Below are 17,601 nucleotides of genomic sequence, written 5' to 3' on the forward strand. Positions count from 1 at the left end.
GCTTTTCTAGGCCGCATCCGGCTAGGATGCGGCCTGACGCGCATGCTGTTGGGCGGCAATCCGGTTGAGCGCTTGGCGCCTCGAGTCCGCTGTGGGCAGCCCCTCGCAAGGATCACCCAGTTGCAGGAGACGTCGGACGAACGGGCCGCCGACAATGGCCCAGCTCGTTCCCGCGCTGCGGCAGTCGTTATCAATTGACATAAGAATGGAAATCGCTCTAGCGCAAAGAAAGTCGACACGACTGAGGTCGAGGATCAGGCCGGGCGCCTCCCCGACGAACCGGTTGGAGTATTCGTAGAAGCGATCGATGTTGGTAGCGTCGATATCACCGGTGACCTCCACAACGGTCACCTGGCCTCGGGAATGCGCGCGTAATTGCGCACCGTTGCAATCGACTACACAGCTGCCGGGCATGAAGCCACGGGGAGTAGTGTTCGCAGACAAAGGAGCGATCATCAGTCAATCTCATTTCGATCAAGGGTGCAAAGCCGGTTGGTACGCGTCGATCGAATCGCAAGGTGGCTATGGCCAGTCGTCAGGATTCATGATGAATGCGAAGAAATGAGTTGATGCACTATCCGCGTGTCCACAGGCTGTGAACTCAACCTATAGGGAAGGATAGCCCACTTTCCGTTAGCTCGCGCCCCGGACGTGCGTAGCTGGCTTGGCTGCTTCGGGGAGCGATCCTGCTGTTGGGAGACCATACTTGAAATCTGTTGCCTGTCGCCTGATCTCGGACCAGGGCCGGCCGAATCGGCAACTAACAGACTCACTGATAACGCGCAGCCAGAACCTACGAGTCCGGGTTAGTCTCCAACAGCCGTAGCGGGTGCAGACCGTCGACGTAGCCGACGAACGGCGGGTGAATGCTGTAGCCGAGCATCCGGCGAATGTCATCGGAGACCGCTCGGGCGATGTCGCGCGATATCGACAGGGTGTAGGCCTCCATCGGCCGCAGCCACGGTTGGCAATACTGGGCGGTGATGGCGAGGCGCTCGCGATCGGTGTTGTTGGCGCCCCCACCGTGCCACAGGGTGCCTACGAAGAAGACGCACGACCCGGCGGGCATGACGACGGGTAGGGCCTGATCGTCTGGACCCGGCCGGCGCTTTCCCCAGCGGTGGCTGCCCGGGTAGATGAACGTGGCGCCGTTGTCGGCGGTGAAGTCGTCGATCGCCCAGATCGTCGCGGCCGCCAGCGGCGGCCGGGGACGCGGAATCGGGTAGAAGCCGTCGTCGTGATGCGCCAGCTGTGCGGCCTCGCCGGGGTGAATGTTGATGGCCTGCAACGCCGAAAGCAGGTAGTTGGGCATCAACAGCCGATCGAGCACCGCCAGCACCCGCGGGTCATCGACAAGGCGATCGCACACCCGGGTCCTGCTCAGCACGCTGTAGATGCGCTGGGTGCGCAGGCCCTCAAAAGAGTTGCGTCCGGTGTGTCCCAGCCAAGGGCGCACGACCTCACGGATCTGCGAGCACTCCTCGGGGCTGAGCACGTTCTCCCAGATGACGTAGCCGTCGCGATCCAGCGCGGCCATGTCGGCCTCGACGATCGCGCTGTCCACCGAACTTCCAGCGGTCGGCGTCCGCTTGTACCGCTGCGCCAGGTCGCCCCGCAGGTCCTCTAGCGTGGTGACGGATTCGTCGTCGATGCTCATGGGTCCTCGTCCTTGGTCCACTGGCACTTCTGCCCACACTAGGCCGAGTTCGGGCCACCCCACACCCGAATCGCCGACCGGTCAACCCCGGAGGCCGGTGATGAACCGTTGCACGCTGCGGGTCAGCGACCGTGGCACGTGGTCGGGATCCATCAGGTCGTTCTCGGCCAGCGGCCCCGCCTCGTTGGCGATGGTGCGCTCGGTGAAGGGCCGCAACGTCTTGCCGTCTCCCCGTAGTGTTTCGATCGCCTTCAAGAACGAACGGCGTTCGCCGATCGCGTCTTCGAACTCGCCCACCGAAACACCGAGATGCTCCGCCATCAATTCGCTTCGCGCCGAGGTGATTTCGCGGCGCAGGTGGTCGTGCTCGGAATTGGCCGGCTGTGCCTCGATCGCCACGTCGCACTCGCTGTCGAACCCCATCGAGCGGTTGTTGAAGTTCGAGGAGCCGATGCGCAGCAGCCGATCGTCGACCACCAGTACCTTCGAATGGACGTAGATCGGCGTGCCGCCGTCGGTCACCGGCCAATAGATGCCCAACCGGCCGTGCTCGTCGGCTTCCCACAGCAGTCGGATGAGGCGGTGGCGGGCGCTGTCCATGGTTCCGCGCTCGAGCGGGTTGTTGCCTTTGCGGGCGAGCACGATGGCGATCTCTGGACCGTCGTCTTCGCGCAACCGCCTAGCCAGCGCTTCGGCAATGGTTCGGGACGCCAGGTATTGGTTCTCCACATAGACGGTGTTGCGCGCCGCCGCGATGGCGGCCAGGTTGAGCGCTTCCACCTCCCGGACCCCGGGCCGATCGTCGAGCTCCGGCACGGTGCGCGCGATTCCGATGTCGACGTTGCGCAAGTTCGGTTCCAGCTTGCTGGGCCAGGCGTTGTGCTTGGCCTGCACCGGCGACATCGATTGCTTGGTCGCGGTCTGCCACCTGTCCAGGGCCAGCTCGCCCAGGGCCCGTGCTGCCGCACCGTCGACTGCCAGGCCGACATCGTGTCGCGGCCCGTAGCTGCGCCCCGCGGTGCGGCGGTGCGCATTGTCATGCGCATGCGCACGGGTGTCCCAGCGTGCGAGCGTCAAGTCGATGCCGCCGCAGAACGCCACCGCATCGTCGATGACCACGATCTTCTGATGATGCACAGAGCCGATCGGGTGGGCGCCGTCGATGGCGAGATGCATTCGCCTACTGCTGATCTGGTTCAGCAACGACACGGGGGTGAGGCCAAACCAGATGCCGTCGAAGGCCGGCAGCAGCCGCAGATTGGACTTCAGTAGGTAGATATCCAGACCCGGCCGTTTCCACAGCATCCAATAGAGGAACGCGCCCAGCTGATTTGGCCCGGGAAGTGTCGTCTCGCCCCGCTCGAAGGTCACCCTGGAATCGAAATCCCAGCCGATCAGCATGATTCGATGGCGTGCCCGCAGCATCGCCGCCTTGACGTGCTTGAAGTAGTCGGCCGCGTCGATGATGGAGGCGAACTGGTCGGCCTGCGCCGTGCGCCAGCAGGTCTGGCCGGGAGTCAGAAGTCGATCGTCGTGCACGCCGGGGCTCTCAACGATGTTGATGGGACAGCGCGGACATAGCCACTGTGTACCACATCCAGGGCGGGTGCCAGGATTTGTGAGGAATCGCCACCCGGCGGCTCATCCTGCCCGCTTGCCGCGGTTGCGCGCAGCCGGAGGGGGCTCGGCAGGACACGGGCGCCGATCTATATGAGGATGAAGCGATGCGGATGCTGGTTGTGCTTGCGGGCTGCGCCGCGCTCATAGGTGCGGCGGCGCCGGCGCATGCCGATCCGGTCGGCACGTCGGGAGCAGATGCGAGCTTCATCGCGGCGCTCAACAAAGCCGGCATCACCTATCAGGATCCGGCTGCCGCCGTGGGGGTGGGTAAAAGGGCATGCGAACTGATGGACGAGGGCAGCGCGCAGGTCGACGTCATCAAGAGCGTGTCGTCGAGTAATCCAGGATTCACGGTGGACGGCGCCGCCCAGTTCACGATGATCGCGGCGAGCGCCTACTGCCCCCAGCACCTAGGACAACAAGTCACCCAGGCACCGCCGACCGCGCCGACGCCGCAGCCACTGCCGATCATCGACATACCCATCATCACACCGGGCGCTGCGTAGCGGTCGGCATTGAGTTGTAGCGCAACGGGATTCGCCCGGATGAGGCTCATGCGGCGGACTCGAGAGTGAGCAGGATGCGTTTGGCTTCCACACCCCCGAGATAGCCGCCCAGCGCGCCGTCGCTGCGCACCACCCGGTGGCACGGCACCACCACCGGTAGCGGATTGGTGGCACAGGCAGTGCCGACGGCGCGAACCGCGTTGGGATTGCCGGCCAGCTTGGCCACCGCGGCGTAGCTCGCGGTGTGGCCGTAGCCGATCCCGGGCAGCTGACGCAGCACCGTGCCGCGGAATCCGGCCGAAAGCCGCCAGTCCAGCGGCACGCTGAATTCGTTTCGCTCGGCGGCGAAATACTCATCGAGTTGTCGTGCGGCCGTCTCGAGACGGCCGGGTGAGAGCAGGATGCGTGGACTTATCCGGTCGGCGAGGCTTTGCAGGACGGTGTCGTGTCCCTCGCTGGCGTAGGCGACGCGGACCAGGCCGAGCTCGGTGGCGGCGATGAGCAAGGCGCCGACCGGGCTGTCGACGACGCGATAGGCGATGTCCAGGATGCTCTCGGATTGCGCTGCGGTGGCGAGCCGGGCGTGCAGTGCATCGAGGTCGTCGGCGGTGCCGTCGGTGATCTGCACCAGGTCACGGGCCATTTCGTGTTCGTTCATCATTGGTGTTCTCCTGTCCCGGTAGTGCCGGCGGTGACGCCGGGGTATGTGCGTCTGAGGGTGGCGATGCCGTCGGCGGCGGCGCGCCGGGCGGCATCGGGACTGCCGCCGAGGATGGCGGCGATCTCGGAATAGGGCAGGCCGGCCAGATAGTGGTAGGCCACGGCTTGCTTCTGCTTGGCGGGCAGCCGCGCCAGTGCGTCGGCAAGGTCGTCGTCCCTGCCGGGATCTGCCGGTCCTGCCGTCTCGGGGACCTCGTCGGTCGGCACCGCGCGTCGCGCCCGGGCCCGGGTGAGATCGATGGCTTTACGGTGCGCGATGGTGACCAGCCAGGCTTCGACGTTGGCCTCGCCGGGCAGGTCCGGGTAGCCCCGCAACGCGGACAAAAAGGTCTCCGACCACGCATCGTCGGCGTCGACCGGCCCGACGATGGCGCGGCATACCCGCAATACGGTTCGGCCGTGGTCGACGACCACCGCCTCAAACGGTCGTTTGGCTGTCACGCTGTGTAGACGTTTCGCCCGGGAACTTTGTGAGATGTCCCCAGTGTCGAGCACCGGGGGCGGCGGGAGCGACTACACCGACTGGAAGCTGCGCTCCACCTCGGAGCGGCTTCGGACCTCATCGCTGCCGAGTACGTAGGTCGGCAGAGTGTGGGGGACCGTGGTGCCCCCCTTCACCCTGGCCAGGGCCTGCCGAAATTCCGGGGCAGGGCCGGATGCCGCGTTGATCCCATTGATGATCGACCACACCGCCGTGCGGCGAGCCGTTCGCTCGACGATGTTGCAGTCGCGGTGCTGCAGCATCTGCTTGGCCCATTTGGGCATGGTGTCGCGGGTGGCCCAGTCGACCGCCGACTGCGGCATGGAAACGTTGGGGCCGGTGCCCATCGCCTTGCCGTGCGTGACGGCCAGTTTCGGTAAGTAGGACTCCAGGCACTCGAGCGTCTCGGCCTTCGTGGTCGGCAGGTCGGTGCCTCCCAGCGCGTGCCCGACTCGGACGAACTCCCCGTAATAGCGGTCGAGTTTCCTGCCGCGCAACGGCATTGGGTGATAAAGCTCGTGCGCGGTGGCCAGGCCCCAGACGACCGTCGCATAGTTCCACCGCAGCCATTCGGGGTCGTCGGCGTCGTAGCGGGCACCGTCGGGACGAGTGCCCTTGATCGTGTGGTGCATCGCGCGCACGGATTTCGCCAGGCGCTCTGCGGTTTCCGTCGACCCGTATGCCGTGCCGATGAAGAACGCCACCGAGTGGCCGAGGCGTGTCGCGGCGCCTTCGGGATCGATGTGGGGTACCTGCGATATCGGATTTCCGTTGCCGTCGCGCTTGATCAGTCGCGAGTGGTGCATGCCCATCCAGTAGATCGACGGGTCCAGGGTCTCCATGAAGGCGGCGCACTGCAGCCCGAAGATCAGCGCGGGCAAGTGCGAGTGCACCCGCCACACGGCGCTGTCGGGACCGAACCAACCCGGATCGCCGACGGGCGCGGCGAACTCCATGCCACGGAAAAAGAACCGCCGCATGTTGTCGTCCAACCGTTTGTTGATCATCTGCCCGACGATCTGGTGTGGCAGAAACACGGCACATCCCCTCGAAACTTCTGGTCACGACTGTAACCAGAATAAGGTTTTGGCTACAGGTGTGACAAGACCCGAGCCTTCACGACTTACGCTGTAGGGATGTCGAGTCCCACCCGGTGGGCCGGTATACCGCTCAAGGACCGCCGCGCCGAGCGTCGTGCGCTGCTGGTGGAGGCCGCCTACCGGCTGTTCGGCAGCGGCGGTGAGGCGGCCGTCTCGGTGCGTTCGGTGTGCCGGGAATGCGGGCTGAACACACGCTATTTGTACGAAAGTTTCCGCGACACCGACGATCTGCTCGGTGCCGTCTACGACCAGGTGAGCGAGCAGCTCGGCGAAGTGATCGAGGCCGCTATCGAGCAGGCAGGTGATTCGCTGGGCGCCCGGACCCGGGCCGGCATCGCGGCGGTGCTGGGCTTTTCCTCGGCCGATCCGCGTCGCGGCCGGGTGTTGTTCACCGACGCGCGCACCAACCCGGTATTGGCCGCCCGGCGCCGCGCCACGCAGGACATGCTGCGCGAGGGCGTACTGACCGAGGGTTGGCGTCTCAACCCCGATTCCGATCCGGTGGCCGCGGAGGTCGCCGCGGCCCTGTACACGGGCGCCATGGCAGAGCTCGCGCAGCAGTGGCTCGCCGGGCATTTGGGCAGCGATCTCGACGTCGTCGTCGACTACGCTCTGAAACTGGTGCTGCGGTAGCCGGGAGTGTGATTGTTCAGCGGAATCGAACACGCGATGGACCCGGTCCGGCGCATCCTCGGGCGCAAGGTCAGCGTCGGCGCGCTGATCGAATTGACGGTGTGGCTGGCGATCCCATACCTGTGTATTGGATTCGCGTGGACCGTTTTTCACCCCGAGCAGACCCAGCGAATTCAGGCACGCATAGAAGCCGTGTCGACCAGCGGCGCGGACGCTGCGGCCTTCGGGGTGGCCACGGTGCTGTGGCCGGCGGCGCTGCAGCTCGCCGATTCCTGCCCCGCGCCGTGAGCGACTTGCGAATGAAATACGTGCACGGTCGGACGGTTTGCTCCTAGGCTCTCAGAGCATGTCCATCGACCGGTTCGGCCTCCTTGCGGGCACCATCCGACTTGCCTCTGGCGTTTCCTTCCTCGTCGACCCTCTGCGGGCAAACAAATTGTGGGGAGACCCGGACGAACCGACGCCGACCGCGCGACTGCTGTTGCGGTCGATGGGCTATCGCGACGCCCTGATCGGCGTCCTGCTCGCGGGGGCGGCCCTACGCGGTAAGAACACGCGCGGCTGGTTCCTGGCCTCCGCGGGTGCCGACGTGGCCGACCTGGTCGGCGGAATGAGCGTGCACAGCGAATTGAAGCCGTCTCAGCAGATCATCGGCCTGGGCGGCGCCGCGGTCGGTGTTGCCGCCGGACTTTGGGGTGCGGTACGTCCGACCACCCGTCGGGCAACCCGCGCGGTGGCCGAAGAACCGGTGCCGTGAGCTGAGCTGTTCGAGCGAACCGCCGGAACCAGCTCGCGCTGACACGCGAGTCGTGATGCTGTTGACTGAGCATCATGGGTTTCGGTGTGCTGACATTTGTTACCGACGACGGCATTGGCCCCGCGGATTTGGGCAAGGCGCTCGAACAGCGCGGATTTGAATCGCTCTTTCTCGCCGAGCACTCGCACATCCCGGTCGACGCCAAGACTCCATATCCCGGCGGTGGCCCGATTCCGCCGAAGTATTACCGCACGCTGGATCCGTTTGTGGCGCTGACCGCTGCGGCGGTCGCCACCGAACGGCTGGTCCTGGGTACCGGGATCGCACTGGTTCCCCAGCGCGATCCGATCCACACGGCCAAAGAGGTTGCCTCGCTGGACTTGGTGTCGCAGGGGCGATTTCGTTTTGGCGTGGGCATCGGCTGGCTGCGCGAGGAAATCGCCAACCACGGCGTGAACCCCTCGGTCCGGGGCCGCGTCGTCGACGAGCGGCTCGACGCGATGATCGAGATGTGGACGCACGAAAAGGCGGAATACCACGGCGAGTTCGTGGACTTCGACCCCATATACAGTTGGCCCAAGCCAGTTCAGCAGCCCCATCCACCGCTCTACCTCGGCGGCGGACCGGCGGGCTTCAAGCGCATCGCCCGGCTGAACGCGGGCTGGCTGTCGATGACGCAGTCCGCGCAGGACTTGTCACACCCGCTCGCGCAACTGCGTGACGTGGCCGGCCAGAACGTGCCGGTGATCCACTTCCACGGCGGCAAGCCGACGGCGAAGGAGCTCGAGGGTTACCGCGATCTGGGATTGAAACACCTCTTGGTGGACCTGCCGACCGAGCCTCACGATCAGACTCTAGAACGCCTGGATGGGTTGCGGGCCGAGCTCGCCGAGCTATCGTAAGGTCAAGTACCGCAGAAGGTTTGATACTTGCCGAAGTCCTCGGGGGCGGCAGCGGCGTAACGCTCGAGGCCCGGCCGTTCCGCATAGGGGTCGGTTAGCGCAGCGAGCAGTTGGTCCAGTGGTCCCAGCTCGCCGGCCGTCGCGGCGGTCAGGGCCTCCTCGACCAGATGGTTACGCGGAACGTAGATCGGGTTGGTGCGATCCATCGCATCGGCGTCGGGACCCAACGCCCGCCAACGCGTAAGCCACGCGTCAAATCCGGCGAGATCGGAGAACAACCCGCGGACGGGTTCGGCATCGGATTTGGCATCCCCCCGCGCCGCGTGGCTGAGCTGGCGGAAAAACGAGGTGTAGTCGATGTGGTTCTCTTTGAGCAGCGCAAGCAGTTCCTCGACCAGCACCGTGGCGAGCTCGGCGTCGACGTCGGCGGATAAGCCGAGTTTGGCGCGCATCCCGGCGCTCCACACGGCGTCGTAGCGGGTTTGGAATATCGCGAACGACTGCTCCGCAAGCGCTATGGCCTCATCGGTGTTCGCCGAGAGCAACGGAAGTAGTGTCTCGGCGAAGCGCGCGAGGTTCCAGCCGGCGACGACCGGTTGGTTTCGGTAGGCATAGCGTCCCCAGAAGTCGATCGAACTGAAGACGGTGTCGGGGTCGTAGGCCTCCATGAAGGCGCACGGCCCGTAATCGATCGTTTCGCCCGAGATGGTCGTGTTGTCCGTGTTCATCACGCCGTGGACGAATCCGATCAGCATCCATTGCGCGATCAGCGAGGCCTGGACGGCAACCACCGCTTCGAACAAGGCGAGATACGGGTTCTCCGCCTCGGCAGCACCGGGGTGGTGGCGGGTGATCGCGTGATCGGCGAGGCGGCGCAGCAGGTCCTCGTTGCCGGTGGACGCGGCGAACTGGAAGCTGCCTACCCGCAGATGACTGCTGGCCACGCGGGTGAGCACCGCACCCGGCAGTGTTTCTTCGCGATGGACCGGGCGCCCGGTACCCACAACAGCCAGCGACCGCGTCGTCGGCACGCCCAGGGCGTGCATCGCCTCGCTGACGATGTATTCGCGCAGCATCGGCCCCACCGCGGCCAGGCCATCGCCGCCACGGGCGAACGGCGTGGCGCCGGAACCCTTGAGGTGTATGTCGCGCAGCCGCCCGTCGCCGTCGACCAGTTCGCCGAGCAGCAGGGCACGGCCGTCGCCCAACCGCGGGACGAAGCCCCCGAATTGGTGACCGGCGTAGGCCTGGGCCACCGGAGTGGCGCCGCTCGGCACCGAGTTGCCGACCAAGAAGCGCAGGCCGCCGGGGCCGCGCAGCCAGGCGGCATCGAGGCGCAGCGACTCGGCCAGCGGCTCATTGAGCGCCAGCAGCTGCAACTCGGGGAACGTCTCCGCCTGCCAACGGACCGCCATCTCCGGCAACTCGCGGAAGAACAGGTTTTGGAGAGCAACCGTGGTATCCGGGGCAACGCTCATCTCATCGAGCCTACGGAAACTCGAAGGCGCGCCGGTGCGCTATCCGAGGGCTTTGCCGATGAGATCGCGAGCGCGGTCGAGCATGGACGCGAACGGCCCGAGCGCGAAGTTCAGTTTCGCCGATTCCACGCCGGGATGGGGGCGGGTCGGAGCGATGGCCTCAGCGGCGCGCACCGCCGCCCCCATTCGCTTGAGGTCGTCGGTGTCTACCTTGCGCTTCAGGACGGGGAACTCCTCGGCCTCCTCCTGCCGCGCGTGCTCGAGCACCGCTTCGCGCAATTTGGTGAGCTGTTCAATGAACTCGGCCGAGGTGATGTCGAGCTTTTCGATCGCCGACAGCAGTTCCTTGGCCTCATGCTCCTCTTTGAGACGGGCGTCGACGATGGCGTCGCCCGCATCATCGTCCTCCCGTCGCACGCGCGGATGCACCACCATTTCCTCCGCCGTCTCGTGGACGGCCAGCAACTGACGCAACGTTGTGAACGGCTCCTCGCGCGCTTTGGGATCTGTAGCGTGCAGCACTTGGTCGAACATGTCCTCGATGAGGTTGTGCTGCGCTTTCAGGAACGCGACGACTTCGTCGGGCGACTCGATGATGAGGTCTGCCATCGCCGATACCTCCAATGACTGGGGACTGGGACTTCGCACTGCGGGCTGTGTGCGGGTTGAACGAGGCATACCCGCTGCACAAGTGACCAAACGGCGCTGCTCGGTGCGCGACGCTCTCCGCGCCAGGGCAAAAGATCAGAATCTGCTGCGGCACAAGGTGTTTGTGTAGCGGCGTCGAGCACCCAGCCAGATCCCCGCCAGCTGCGCAGCAACTGACAGGGATCTGGGGGCTACGCGACGGGGTTAAACGCCGCGGTCCCGAGGGGCGGCTGGTCCGACGCCGGTGTGAGCGGCGTCCTTGCGGCGCATCAGTCCGGCTAGTCCGCCCAGGCCCAGGAGGCCAACGAGGCCCCACAGCCCGGACTTGTCGCTGTGTTGGTCGGTGTTGTTGTTGTTGTCCGCCAATGTCGTTGTAGTGGACGACGGCGCGGGAGCACTCGGACCGGCGGCATTTGCGACACCTGCCCCGCCGAACAACAATGCCCCGCTGGCTGAAACGATTGCTATGGCCCTACGCATATCTACTCCTCGTGGGTTTGTCTCGATCGAGCCCGGAGACGGTTGATCGAGACGCATTTCGGGACCAGGTTGCTCTAGTCTCCGCAGAAACCGACGCACGACCGATGGTCGTAACGTGGCGAGGGCTGGTCTACCCCGGCCAACCACGATGAAACCCGCCGCGGGGCCCGTTTCGTTTCCTGGCTATCCCCGGCCAGGCGGGGTTCCGGTGAGAAGCGAGCGGTGACACGACCGTCCGGCGTGAGTTCTCACCCGCTCGGGCTACGGTTAGGGGGCCCAGGAACGCAACCACGAGAAGACGACAGATCAGCTGATATGTACGAGCAGGTCAACAACAGCGCGCCAGAGTCCGACGACGTCGTCGGCTTCCGCATCGACGCCGTTCTGGCCCGAAGTTGGCTATTGGTGAACGGTGCACACGACGACCGGTTCCAGTCCGCGGCGCACTCGCGCGCTGACATCGTCGTCCTCGACATCGAGGACGCCGTCGCGCCCAAGGACAAGCACGCCGCTCGTGACAACGTGGTGCGTTGGTTGAACGCCGGGAATAGCGACTGGGTCCGCATCAACGGCTTCGGCACTCCATGGTGGGCGGACGACCTCGCCGCGCTGGCGGGTTCACCGGTCGGCGGGGTGATGCTGGCGATGGTCGAATCGGTGGACCACGTCACCGAGACGGCGCAACGCTTGCCCAACGTGCCGATTGTGGCGCTGGTGGAAACGGCTCGCGGCCTGGAGCGCATCACCGAGATCGCCGCGGCGAAAGGTACCTTCCGGCTCGCTTTCGGCATCGGCGATTTCCGCCGCGACACCGGTTTCGGGGAAGACCCGGGCACGCTGGCGTATGCCCGGTCACGCTTCACGATCGCGGCCAAGGCCGCCAGCCTGCCCAGCGCGATCGACGGGCCCACGATCGGCTCCAACGCTTTGAAGCTGAGCGAGGCCACGGCCGTTTCCGTGGAATTCGGGATGACGGGCAAGATCTGTCTGACCCCGGATCAGTGTGCCGTGGTGAACGAGGGCCTGTCTCCCTCGCATGACGAAATTTCATGGGCTAAGGAGTTTTTCGCCGAGTTTGAGCGTGACGGGGGAGAGATCCGCAACGGCTCCGATCTGCCTCGCATCGCCCGGGCCACAAAGATTCTCGAGCTGGGCCGTGCATACGGCATCGAACCGCCGGAGTTCGACGACGAAGAACGGGATCACTCGCCGGCACCCTCGGATACCTATCACTACTGAGCCGATGGACGCCTCCACGTCCGCGGTTACCCTGGGCGTGTGAGCGTCAAGAGGCGGGTCCGGGTGGCGCGGGTCTACGACGAGGTCAGCCTTGACGAGGGGCAGCGTGTCCTGGTCGATCGGGTGTGGCCGCGAGGAGTGCGCAAAGACGATCCACGGGTGGGTATCTGGTGCAAGGACGTCGCGCCGTCGAAGGACCTGCGCGAGTGGTATCAGCACGATTCGGGCCGGTTCGACGAATTCGCGTCACGCTACAAGACCGAACTGCGTGACAGTGCCGCGCTAAAAGACCTGCGCGAGCTCGCCAAGCGGAAAGCCGTGACGCTGGTGACCGCGACCCGTGAGCTGGACATCAGCCAGGCGGCGGTCCTGGCCAAGCTGCTCCAACCCCGGTGACCTCGCTCAGATCAACAGCGTCGTAGGCTCGCCGGTTGACATGACTAACGCCGAACCCATCCTTCCGCGGGAACTGACCGACCTTCCCGAGGCGATCCGCAGCGTCGGGCCACCGCCCATTCCGGAACTGCCCGAGCCGTACGGTTTGCGCGTTGCCGACCCGGACGCCGACGCCGAGATGGTCTCGGAGTGGATGAGTCGGCCGCATTTGGTCGAGGCCTGGGAATCCAACTGGCCGGTGCCGCGGTGGCACCGCTACCTAAGGGCGCAATTCGAAAGCGCATTTTCTCGCCCGCTCATCGCCACCTTGGACGGGGTTGACCGCGGATACATCGAATTATACAGAGCGGCAAAGGATTCCATCGCTGCGCGATATGACCATGACCCGTACGATTTGGGACTGCATGTCGCGGTTGCCGATTTGGATTACATCGAACGCGGGCACGTCAGTCACCTGCTGCCGTATTTGGTGATCAGCATCTTCACCCTCGATCCAAGGTGTCGCCGCATCATGTTCGATCCCGATCATCGCAATGCGTTGGCGCGCAAGTTCTGTGAACGAGGCGGCTGCGCATTTCTCGGCGAGCATGACATGTCGAATCGGCGGATGGCGCTGTATGTGCTGCCTCGCACTCCCGACGACATCCCGCGTCAACGCGACACCTGATGGCGCGGCGCGCCCGCATCACAGCTGCTGCGCGATCTGCTGTCCGATGAACGCCGCCGCTTCACCGAGCAAGACGCTGACAACGATGTTGGCCAGTGCGGCGCGCAGCTGGCGTTCCTCGCCGAGCCGCTCCGTCTCCAGCATCCAGGTGGAAAACGTGGTGTAGGCGCCGACGAAGGCGGTGCCGGCCAGCAAAGCGGCCTCCTTGTTCAGTGCCAGGCCGCCGAGGAAACCCAAAAGCGCTGCGCCGCTGATGTTCACGGCAAGCGTGCCGAAGGGAAACGGCCGGGATACCCGGCGCGCCACGGTGCGGTCGATGACGAAGCGCAGCACCGACCCGATGCCGCCGATGAGCGCGACGCCGACCCAGACCAGAGCCGTCGTCACCGTGGCGGCGGTCACCGGCGCACCCGAACGCGGCGCACCAACTTGGTCGCAAGGTGCACCGCCAGCAGTCCAAGCGCGATGCTGGTGGCCGTGTAGCCGACGGCCAGCCCCCAGTGGTCGTGTTCGATCATCTTCAGCGTCTCGACCTGCATCGTCGAGAAAGTTGTTAAACCACCGCACAATCCGGTGCCGAGCAGGGGGCGCCGATAGCTCGACGTGGGCAACCGTTCCAGCAGCCGGGTGGTGAAGTAACCCACTAGAAACGCCCCGACGATGTTGACCGTGAACGTGGGCCATGGCCAGGTCGCCGGGTCACCGCCGGCCAGCGTGCTCACGGCCGCACGGGCCAGGGAGCCCAGCGCCCCACCGGCAAACACCGCGGCCAATTCGCGATAGTCCCGTTGAGCCACTGGGTGGATTCCCTCCGTTTGCCGGTGCGCTACGCAGCGTATGGCGGAAGTCCAGACCGGCGCAGCCCGGGGGGACGCGGACGCGGGCAGAATTGGTAATCATGGTGGCCAACCCACGCGCCGGTCAGCCGGCCCAGCCCGAAGACCTCGTCGACCTGCCCCACCTGGTGACGGCGTATTACTCGATCCATCCCGATCCTGGTGATGTCGCTCAACAGGTCGCTTTCGGCACGTCGGGGCACCGCGGGTCAGCACTCAATGGCGCGTTCAACGAGGCTCACATCCTGGCGATCACCCAGGCCATCGTCGAGTACCGCGCCGAGCACGGCGCACGCGGCCCGTTGTTCATCGGCCGGGACACGCACGGCCTATCCGAGCCGGCCTGGGTGTCTGCGCTGGAGGTGCTGGCCGCCAACGACGTCGCCGTCATGATCGACTCCCGCGACCGGTACACGCCGACACCCGCGGTCAGCCACGCCATCCTCACCTACAACCGCGGCCGCACCGAGGCGCTGGCCGACGGAATCGTCGTGACGCCGTCGCACAACCCGCCCGCCGACGGCGGCTTCAAATACAACCCGCCCAATGGCGGCCCGGCCGACACCGACGCAACGAACGCAATTGCCAAGCGCGCCAACGAGATCCTGCGTGACGGGGTGGGTGTCAAACGCATTCCGCTGGACCGCGCGTTGCAGACCGTGCAGCGCCACGATTACCAGGGCAACTACGTCGACGACTTGCCTAACGTGGTCGACATCGATGCCATCCGCGAGGCCGGGGTGCGGATCGGCGCCGACCCGCTGGGCGGGGCCAGCGTGGACTATTGGGGCGAGATCGCCCAGCGGCATCGCCTGGATCTGACCGTGGTGAATCCGCTGGTCGATGCGACGTGGCGGTTCATGACGCTGGACCACGACGGCAAGATCCGAATGGATTGCAGCTCGCCGGACGCGATGGCGGGGCTTATTGCCCACCGCGACCGCTACCAGATCGCCACCGGCAACGACGCCGACTCCGACCGCCACGGCATCGTCACGCCCGACGAAGGGCTGCTCAACCCGAACCACTATCTCGCGGTGGCCATCGAATACCTCTACACGCAGCGGCCGTCGTGGCCGGGCGGCATCGCGGTCGGCAAGACCGCCGTCAGCTCGTCCATGATCGACCGGGTGGTCGCCGGCATCGGCCGCAAGCTGATCGAGGTGCCGGTCGGATTCAAGTGGTTCGTCGACGGCCTGATCGGCGGAACAATCGGCTTCGGCGGCGAGGAGTCGGCCGGGGCGTCATTCCTGCGGCGGGACGGCTCGGTGTGGACCACCGACAAGGACGGCATTATCCTGGCGCTGCTGGCTTCGGAGATTCTTGCGGTCACCGGATCGAGTCCGTCCCAGCGCTATCAGCGGCTGACCGCCGAGTACGGCACGCCGTTCTATGCGCGGGTCGACGTGCCCGCCGACCGCGACCAAAAGGCCCGGCTGTCGAAGCTTTCCGCCGACCAGGTAACCGCGACGGAATTGGCGGGAGAGCCGATCACGGCGAAGCTGACCGCGGCGCCGGGCAATGGCGCCCCGCTGGGCGGATTGAAGGTAACCACGGCCAATGCGTGGTTTGCCGCGCGTCCGTCGGGCACCGAGGACGTGTACAAGATTTACGCCGAATCCTTCAACGGGCCTGAGCATTTGGCGGAGGTGCAAGAAACCGCGCGCGAGGTAGTTAATAAAGTCATTGGGTGACCTTTTCCCTCCGTCTTGCCCGCCCGGAGGACCGTGCGTCCCGTACTAGCCGGTTGCCACGCGAAGTCTGGATCCTGAGCTGGGCGAACATCATGATCGCCCTGGGCTACGGTGTGATCTCACCGGCGCTACCGACCTTTGCACGCACCTTCGGGGTCAGCATCAAGGCGGTGACATTCTTGGTCACCGTCTTTTCGTTGAGCCGGTTGTGTTTCGCACCGATCAGCGGCCTGCTGACCGAGCGGTTGGGTGAGCGGCGCATCTACATCGGCGGTTTGCTGATCGTGGCGGTGTCGACGGCCGCGTGTGCCTTTTCCCAGGCCTACTGGCAGTTAATGCTTTTCCGAGTATTCAGCGGCATCGGGTCGACGATGTTTTATGTGTCGGCGCTGGGACTGATGATCCACATCAGCCCTCCCGACGCGCGGGGGCGGATCGCGGGACTGTTCACCACCTCGTTCATGGTGGGCGCGGTCGGCGGTCCCGCGGTCGGCGGACTGGCGGCGGGTTGGGGGCTGACCGCGCCGTTCGTCGTTTACGGCGTGGCCATGCTCGGTGTCGCGGTGGTGCTGTTCTACAGCCTGCGGAATTCGGCGCTGGCCGCCCCGCCGCCCCCGACACGATCGACGGTGACGCTGGGCGACGCGCTGCGGGTGCGTGCGTACCGGTCGGCGCTGCTTTCTAATTTCGCGACCGGCTGGTCCGCGTTCGGACTGCGCGTCGCTCTGGTCCCGCTGTTCATCTCCGATGTCATGGGCCGCGGCATCGGCATCATCGGCGTGGTACTCGCGGCGTTCGCCGGGGGCAACGCGCTGGCCGTCATCCCCAGTGGCTACCTGTCGGACCGGATGGGTCGGCGCACCTTGTTGATCATCGGCCTGGTGACGTCCGGGGTGGCGACCGTCTGGCTGGGCTTTGTGTCGTCGTTGCCGGTGTTCATGGTTGCGGCCGGCGTGGTCGGAGCGATGACGGGAATCTATATGTCACCGCTGCAGGCCGCGGTCGCCGACATTCTGGGCAATGAGGCGCGCGCAGGCCTTCCGGTGGCGGCGGTGCAGATGATGTCGGATCTGGGTGCCATCGTCGGGTCGATGGCGGTCGGTTGGAGCGCCGAGCAGTTCAGCTACACGTCGGGGTTCGTCATCAGCGGGATCGTTCTGCTGATCGCCGCCATCGGCTGGGGGGTGGCGCCGGAGACCCGAACCGCGGTGGATCTGGAGGCGGATCTCATGGCGTCTGAGCCAGACGTCGAGCCGGTCTGAGCAGCAACTTTGAAGGACGGTTAACGGTGGTGTAGCTTCGATGGGCACGACTTCTCGGGGCTATGGCGCAGCTGGTAGCGCACCACACTGGCAGTGTGTGGGTCAGGGGTTCGAGTCCCCTTAGCTCCACCGAGATAATTGCAGGTCAGAGGCGTTAACCTAGCGCGCGGGCGGTGTTGCGTCAAGATCACTGTCAAGAATCAATTGTAAAATATCCGAGTGCGTCGATCCGGGTCCGGCAACGAAGTGACGGCAGTAGCTACACCGCGGTCTTGTACGTGCTGAACGGCAAGCAGGAGAAGCTGCTGCTTGATCAACGCCGGGCCGTGCTCGGCCTCGTGCCGCGGCTCGTCTCCCCTCGAGGTGAGGGCGTCAAGTGGGAACCCGCCGACCACCTGTGCGTTGCGGGCGAGTTGCTCCTCGCTGACCCGGTCGATCAACGCTGGGCGATCAGGGGCGAGGTCGTCGAGCTCGCCCACTAACACAGCGGGCCCGCAGGAGGCCGTGAGACGGGCACCCCCCCAC

Annotated in this window: 22 protein-coding genes and 1 tRNA gene; 12 read left to right on the forward strand and 11 right to left on the reverse strand. The window is 65.5% G+C overall.

Annotation, left to right across the window (positions count from 1 at the left end; translation table 11 throughout):
* Nucleotides 1-21: 21 nt before the first annotated feature.
* The 3 genes from VFW69_RS03360 to VFW69_RS03370 all read right to left on the reverse strand — a co-directional run bounded on the left by VFW69_RS03360 (nt 22) and on the right by VFW69_RS03370 (nt 3,196).
* Entirely contained in the window at nt 22-456 is a 435-nt protein-coding gene (locus tag VFW69_RS03360; RefSeq protein WP_526498162.1) for an STAS domain-containing protein, read from the reverse strand.
* Nucleotides 457-793: 337 nt separating this feature from the next.
* A complete protein-coding gene (locus tag VFW69_RS03365; RefSeq protein WP_526498164.1) occupies nt 794-1,657 on the reverse strand; it encodes a phytanoyl-CoA dioxygenase family protein in 864 nt (287 codons plus the stop codon).
* Between the two features lie 81 nt (nt 1,658-1,738).
* Nucleotides 1,739-3,196 (reverse strand): phospholipase D-like domain-containing protein, encoded by a 1,458-nt coding sequence (locus tag VFW69_RS03370; RefSeq protein ID WP_526498166.1) that lies wholly within the window; start codon nt 3,194-3,196, stop codon nt 1,739-1,741.
* A gap of 185 nt (nt 3,197-3,381) precedes the next feature.
* Between VFW69_RS03370 and VFW69_RS03375 the strand changes: the two genes are divergently transcribed.
* Entirely contained in the window at nt 3,382-3,783 is a 402-nt protein-coding gene (locus tag VFW69_RS03375; RefSeq protein ID WP_526498168.1) for a DUF732 domain-containing protein, read from the forward strand.
* Between the two features lie 46 nt (nt 3,784-3,829).
* On the opposite strand, the gene VFW69_RS03380 is transcribed toward VFW69_RS03375, so the two are convergent.
* The 3 genes from VFW69_RS03380 to VFW69_RS03390 form a co-directional block, all read right to left on the reverse strand.
* A complete protein-coding gene (locus VFW69_RS03380) occupies nt 3,830-4,444 on the reverse strand; it encodes a methylated-DNA--[protein]-cysteine S-methyltransferase (RefSeq protein ID WP_526498170.1) in 615 nt (204 codons plus the stop codon).
* Nucleotides 4,441-4,944: an RNA polymerase sigma factor gene (locus tag VFW69_RS03385; RefSeq protein WP_526498172.1), complete on the reverse strand. Its 504-nt coding sequence runs from the start codon at nt 4,942-4,944 to the stop codon at nt 4,441-4,443. Before VFW69_RS03385 ends, VFW69_RS03380 begins: the two co-directional genes overlap by 4 nt.
* Before the next feature lie 72 nt (nt 4,945-5,016).
* Entirely contained in the window at nt 5,017-6,021 is a 1,005-nt protein-coding gene (locus tag VFW69_RS03390; protein ID WP_526498174.1) for an oxygenase MpaB family protein, read from the reverse strand.
* A 99-nt stretch (nt 6,022-6,120) separates the two neighbouring features.
* On the opposite strand from VFW69_RS03390, the gene VFW69_RS03395 reads away from it, so the two are divergent.
* The 4 genes from VFW69_RS03395 to VFW69_RS03410 all read left to right on the forward strand — a co-directional run bounded on the left by VFW69_RS03395 (nt 6,121) and on the right by VFW69_RS03410 (nt 8,376).
* Nucleotides 6,121-6,717, forward strand: coding sequence for a TetR/AcrR family transcriptional regulator (locus tag VFW69_RS03395; RefSeq protein WP_526498176.1), 597 nt, complete (start codon nt 6,121-6,123; stop codon nt 6,715-6,717).
* Between the two features lie 36 nt (nt 6,718-6,753).
* Entirely contained in the window at nt 6,754-7,005 is a 252-nt protein-coding gene (locus VFW69_RS03400; RefSeq protein ID WP_526498200.1) for a hypothetical protein, read from the forward strand.
* A gap of 58 nt (nt 7,006-7,063) precedes the next feature.
* Nucleotides 7,064-7,474 carry a DUF4267 domain-containing protein gene (locus tag VFW69_RS03405; protein WP_526498178.1) on the forward strand — a complete coding sequence of 137 codons (411 nt, stop codon included), beginning with the start codon at nt 7,064-7,066 and terminating at the stop codon, nt 7,472-7,474.
* A gap of 74 nt (nt 7,475-7,548) precedes the next feature.
* Nucleotides 7,549-8,376 (forward strand): LLM class F420-dependent oxidoreductase, encoded by an 828-nt coding sequence (locus VFW69_RS03410; RefSeq protein ID WP_526498180.1) that lies wholly within the window; start codon nt 7,549-7,551, stop codon nt 8,374-8,376.
* A 2-nt stretch (nt 8,377-8,378) separates the two neighbouring features.
* On the opposite strand, the gene VFW69_RS03415 is transcribed toward VFW69_RS03410, so the two are convergent.
* From VFW69_RS03415 to VFW69_RS03425, 3 genes are all read right to left on the reverse strand, one after another.
* Nucleotides 8,379-9,854 (reverse strand): protein adenylyltransferase SelO, encoded by a 1,476-nt coding sequence (locus VFW69_RS03415; protein ID WP_526498183.1) that lies wholly within the window; start codon nt 9,852-9,854, stop codon nt 8,379-8,381.
* Between the two features lie 39 nt (nt 9,855-9,893).
* The gene (locus VFW69_RS03420; RefSeq protein WP_526498185.1) at nt 9,894-10,463 is read right to left on the reverse strand and encodes a hemerythrin domain-containing protein; all 570 of its coding nucleotides are present in this window, start codon (nt 10,461-10,463) and stop codon (nt 9,894-9,896) included.
* 243 nt (nt 10,464-10,706) lie between these two features.
* Nucleotides 10,707-10,982 carry a WGxxGxxG family protein gene (locus VFW69_RS03425; RefSeq protein ID WP_526498187.1) on the reverse strand — a complete coding sequence of 92 codons (276 nt, stop codon included), beginning with the start codon at nt 10,980-10,982 and terminating at the stop codon, nt 10,707-10,709.
* A gap of 315 nt (nt 10,983-11,297) precedes the next feature.
* On the opposite strand from VFW69_RS03425, the gene VFW69_RS03430 reads away from it, so the two are divergent.
* The 3 genes from VFW69_RS03430 to VFW69_RS03440 are packed head-to-tail and all read left to right on the forward strand — an operon-like array spanning nt 11,298 to nt 13,284.
* Nucleotides 11,298-12,221 carry an HpcH/HpaI aldolase/citrate lyase family protein gene (locus tag VFW69_RS03430; RefSeq protein WP_526498189.1) on the forward strand — a complete coding sequence of 308 codons (924 nt, stop codon included), beginning with the start codon at nt 11,298-11,300 and terminating at the stop codon, nt 12,219-12,221.
* A 39-nt stretch (nt 12,222-12,260) separates the two neighbouring features.
* A complete protein-coding gene (locus VFW69_RS03435; protein ID WP_526498191.1) occupies nt 12,261-12,617 on the forward strand; it encodes a DUF488 domain-containing protein in 357 nt (118 codons plus the stop codon).
* A gap of 40 nt (nt 12,618-12,657) precedes the next feature.
* Nucleotides 12,658-13,284 carry an acetyltransferase gene (locus tag VFW69_RS03440; protein WP_526498193.1) on the forward strand — a complete coding sequence of 209 codons (627 nt, stop codon included), beginning with the start codon at nt 12,658-12,660 and terminating at the stop codon, nt 13,282-13,284.
* An 18-nt stretch (nt 13,285-13,302) separates the two neighbouring features.
* On the opposite strand, the gene crcB (VFW69_RS03445) is transcribed toward VFW69_RS03440, so the two are convergent.
* Together crcB (VFW69_RS03445) and crcB (VFW69_RS03450) are read right to left on the reverse strand one after the other, a co-directional pair.
* On the reverse strand, nt 13,303-13,671 hold the full coding sequence (crcB, locus tag VFW69_RS03445; protein ID WP_526498202.1) for a fluoride efflux transporter CrcB: 369 nt from the start codon (nt 13,669-13,671) through the stop codon (nt 13,303-13,305).
* An 11-nt stretch (nt 13,672-13,682) separates the two neighbouring features.
* A complete protein-coding gene (crcB, locus tag VFW69_RS03450) occupies nt 13,683-14,081 on the reverse strand; it encodes a fluoride efflux transporter CrcB (RefSeq protein WP_526498195.1) in 399 nt (132 codons plus the stop codon).
* Between the two features lie 101 nt (nt 14,082-14,182).
* Between crcB (VFW69_RS03450) and pgm the strand changes: the two genes are divergently transcribed.
* The 4 genes from pgm (at nt 14,183) to VFW69_RS03470 (ending at nt 17,558) form a co-directional block, all read left to right on the forward strand.
* Nucleotides 14,183-15,814 (forward strand): phosphoglucomutase (alpha-D-glucose-1,6-bisphosphate-dependent), encoded by a 1,632-nt coding sequence (gene pgm / locus VFW69_RS03455; protein WP_526498197.1) that lies wholly within the window; start codon nt 14,183-14,185, stop codon nt 15,812-15,814.
* Between the two features lie 92 nt (nt 15,815-15,906).
* A complete protein-coding gene (locus VFW69_RS03460; RefSeq protein ID WP_526498204.1) occupies nt 15,907-17,076 on the forward strand; it encodes an MFS transporter in 1,170 nt (389 codons plus the stop codon).
* A gap of 56 nt (nt 17,077-17,132) precedes the next feature.
* A tRNA-Ala gene (locus VFW69_RS03465) sits at nt 17,133-17,205 on the forward strand.
* A 143-nt stretch (nt 17,206-17,348) separates the two neighbouring features.
* Complete coding sequence (locus VFW69_RS03470; protein WP_526498199.1) at nt 17,349-17,558, forward strand: hypothetical protein; 210 nt, start codon at nt 17,349-17,351, stop codon at nt 17,556-17,558.
* Nucleotides 17,559-17,601 lie beyond the last annotated feature (43 nt).

The sequence above is a fragment of the Mycobacterium sp. genome (genome assembly GCF_036273375.1).
In the GTDB taxonomy this organism is placed as follows: Bacteria; Actinomycetota; Actinomycetes; order Mycobacteriales; family Mycobacteriaceae; genus Mycobacterium.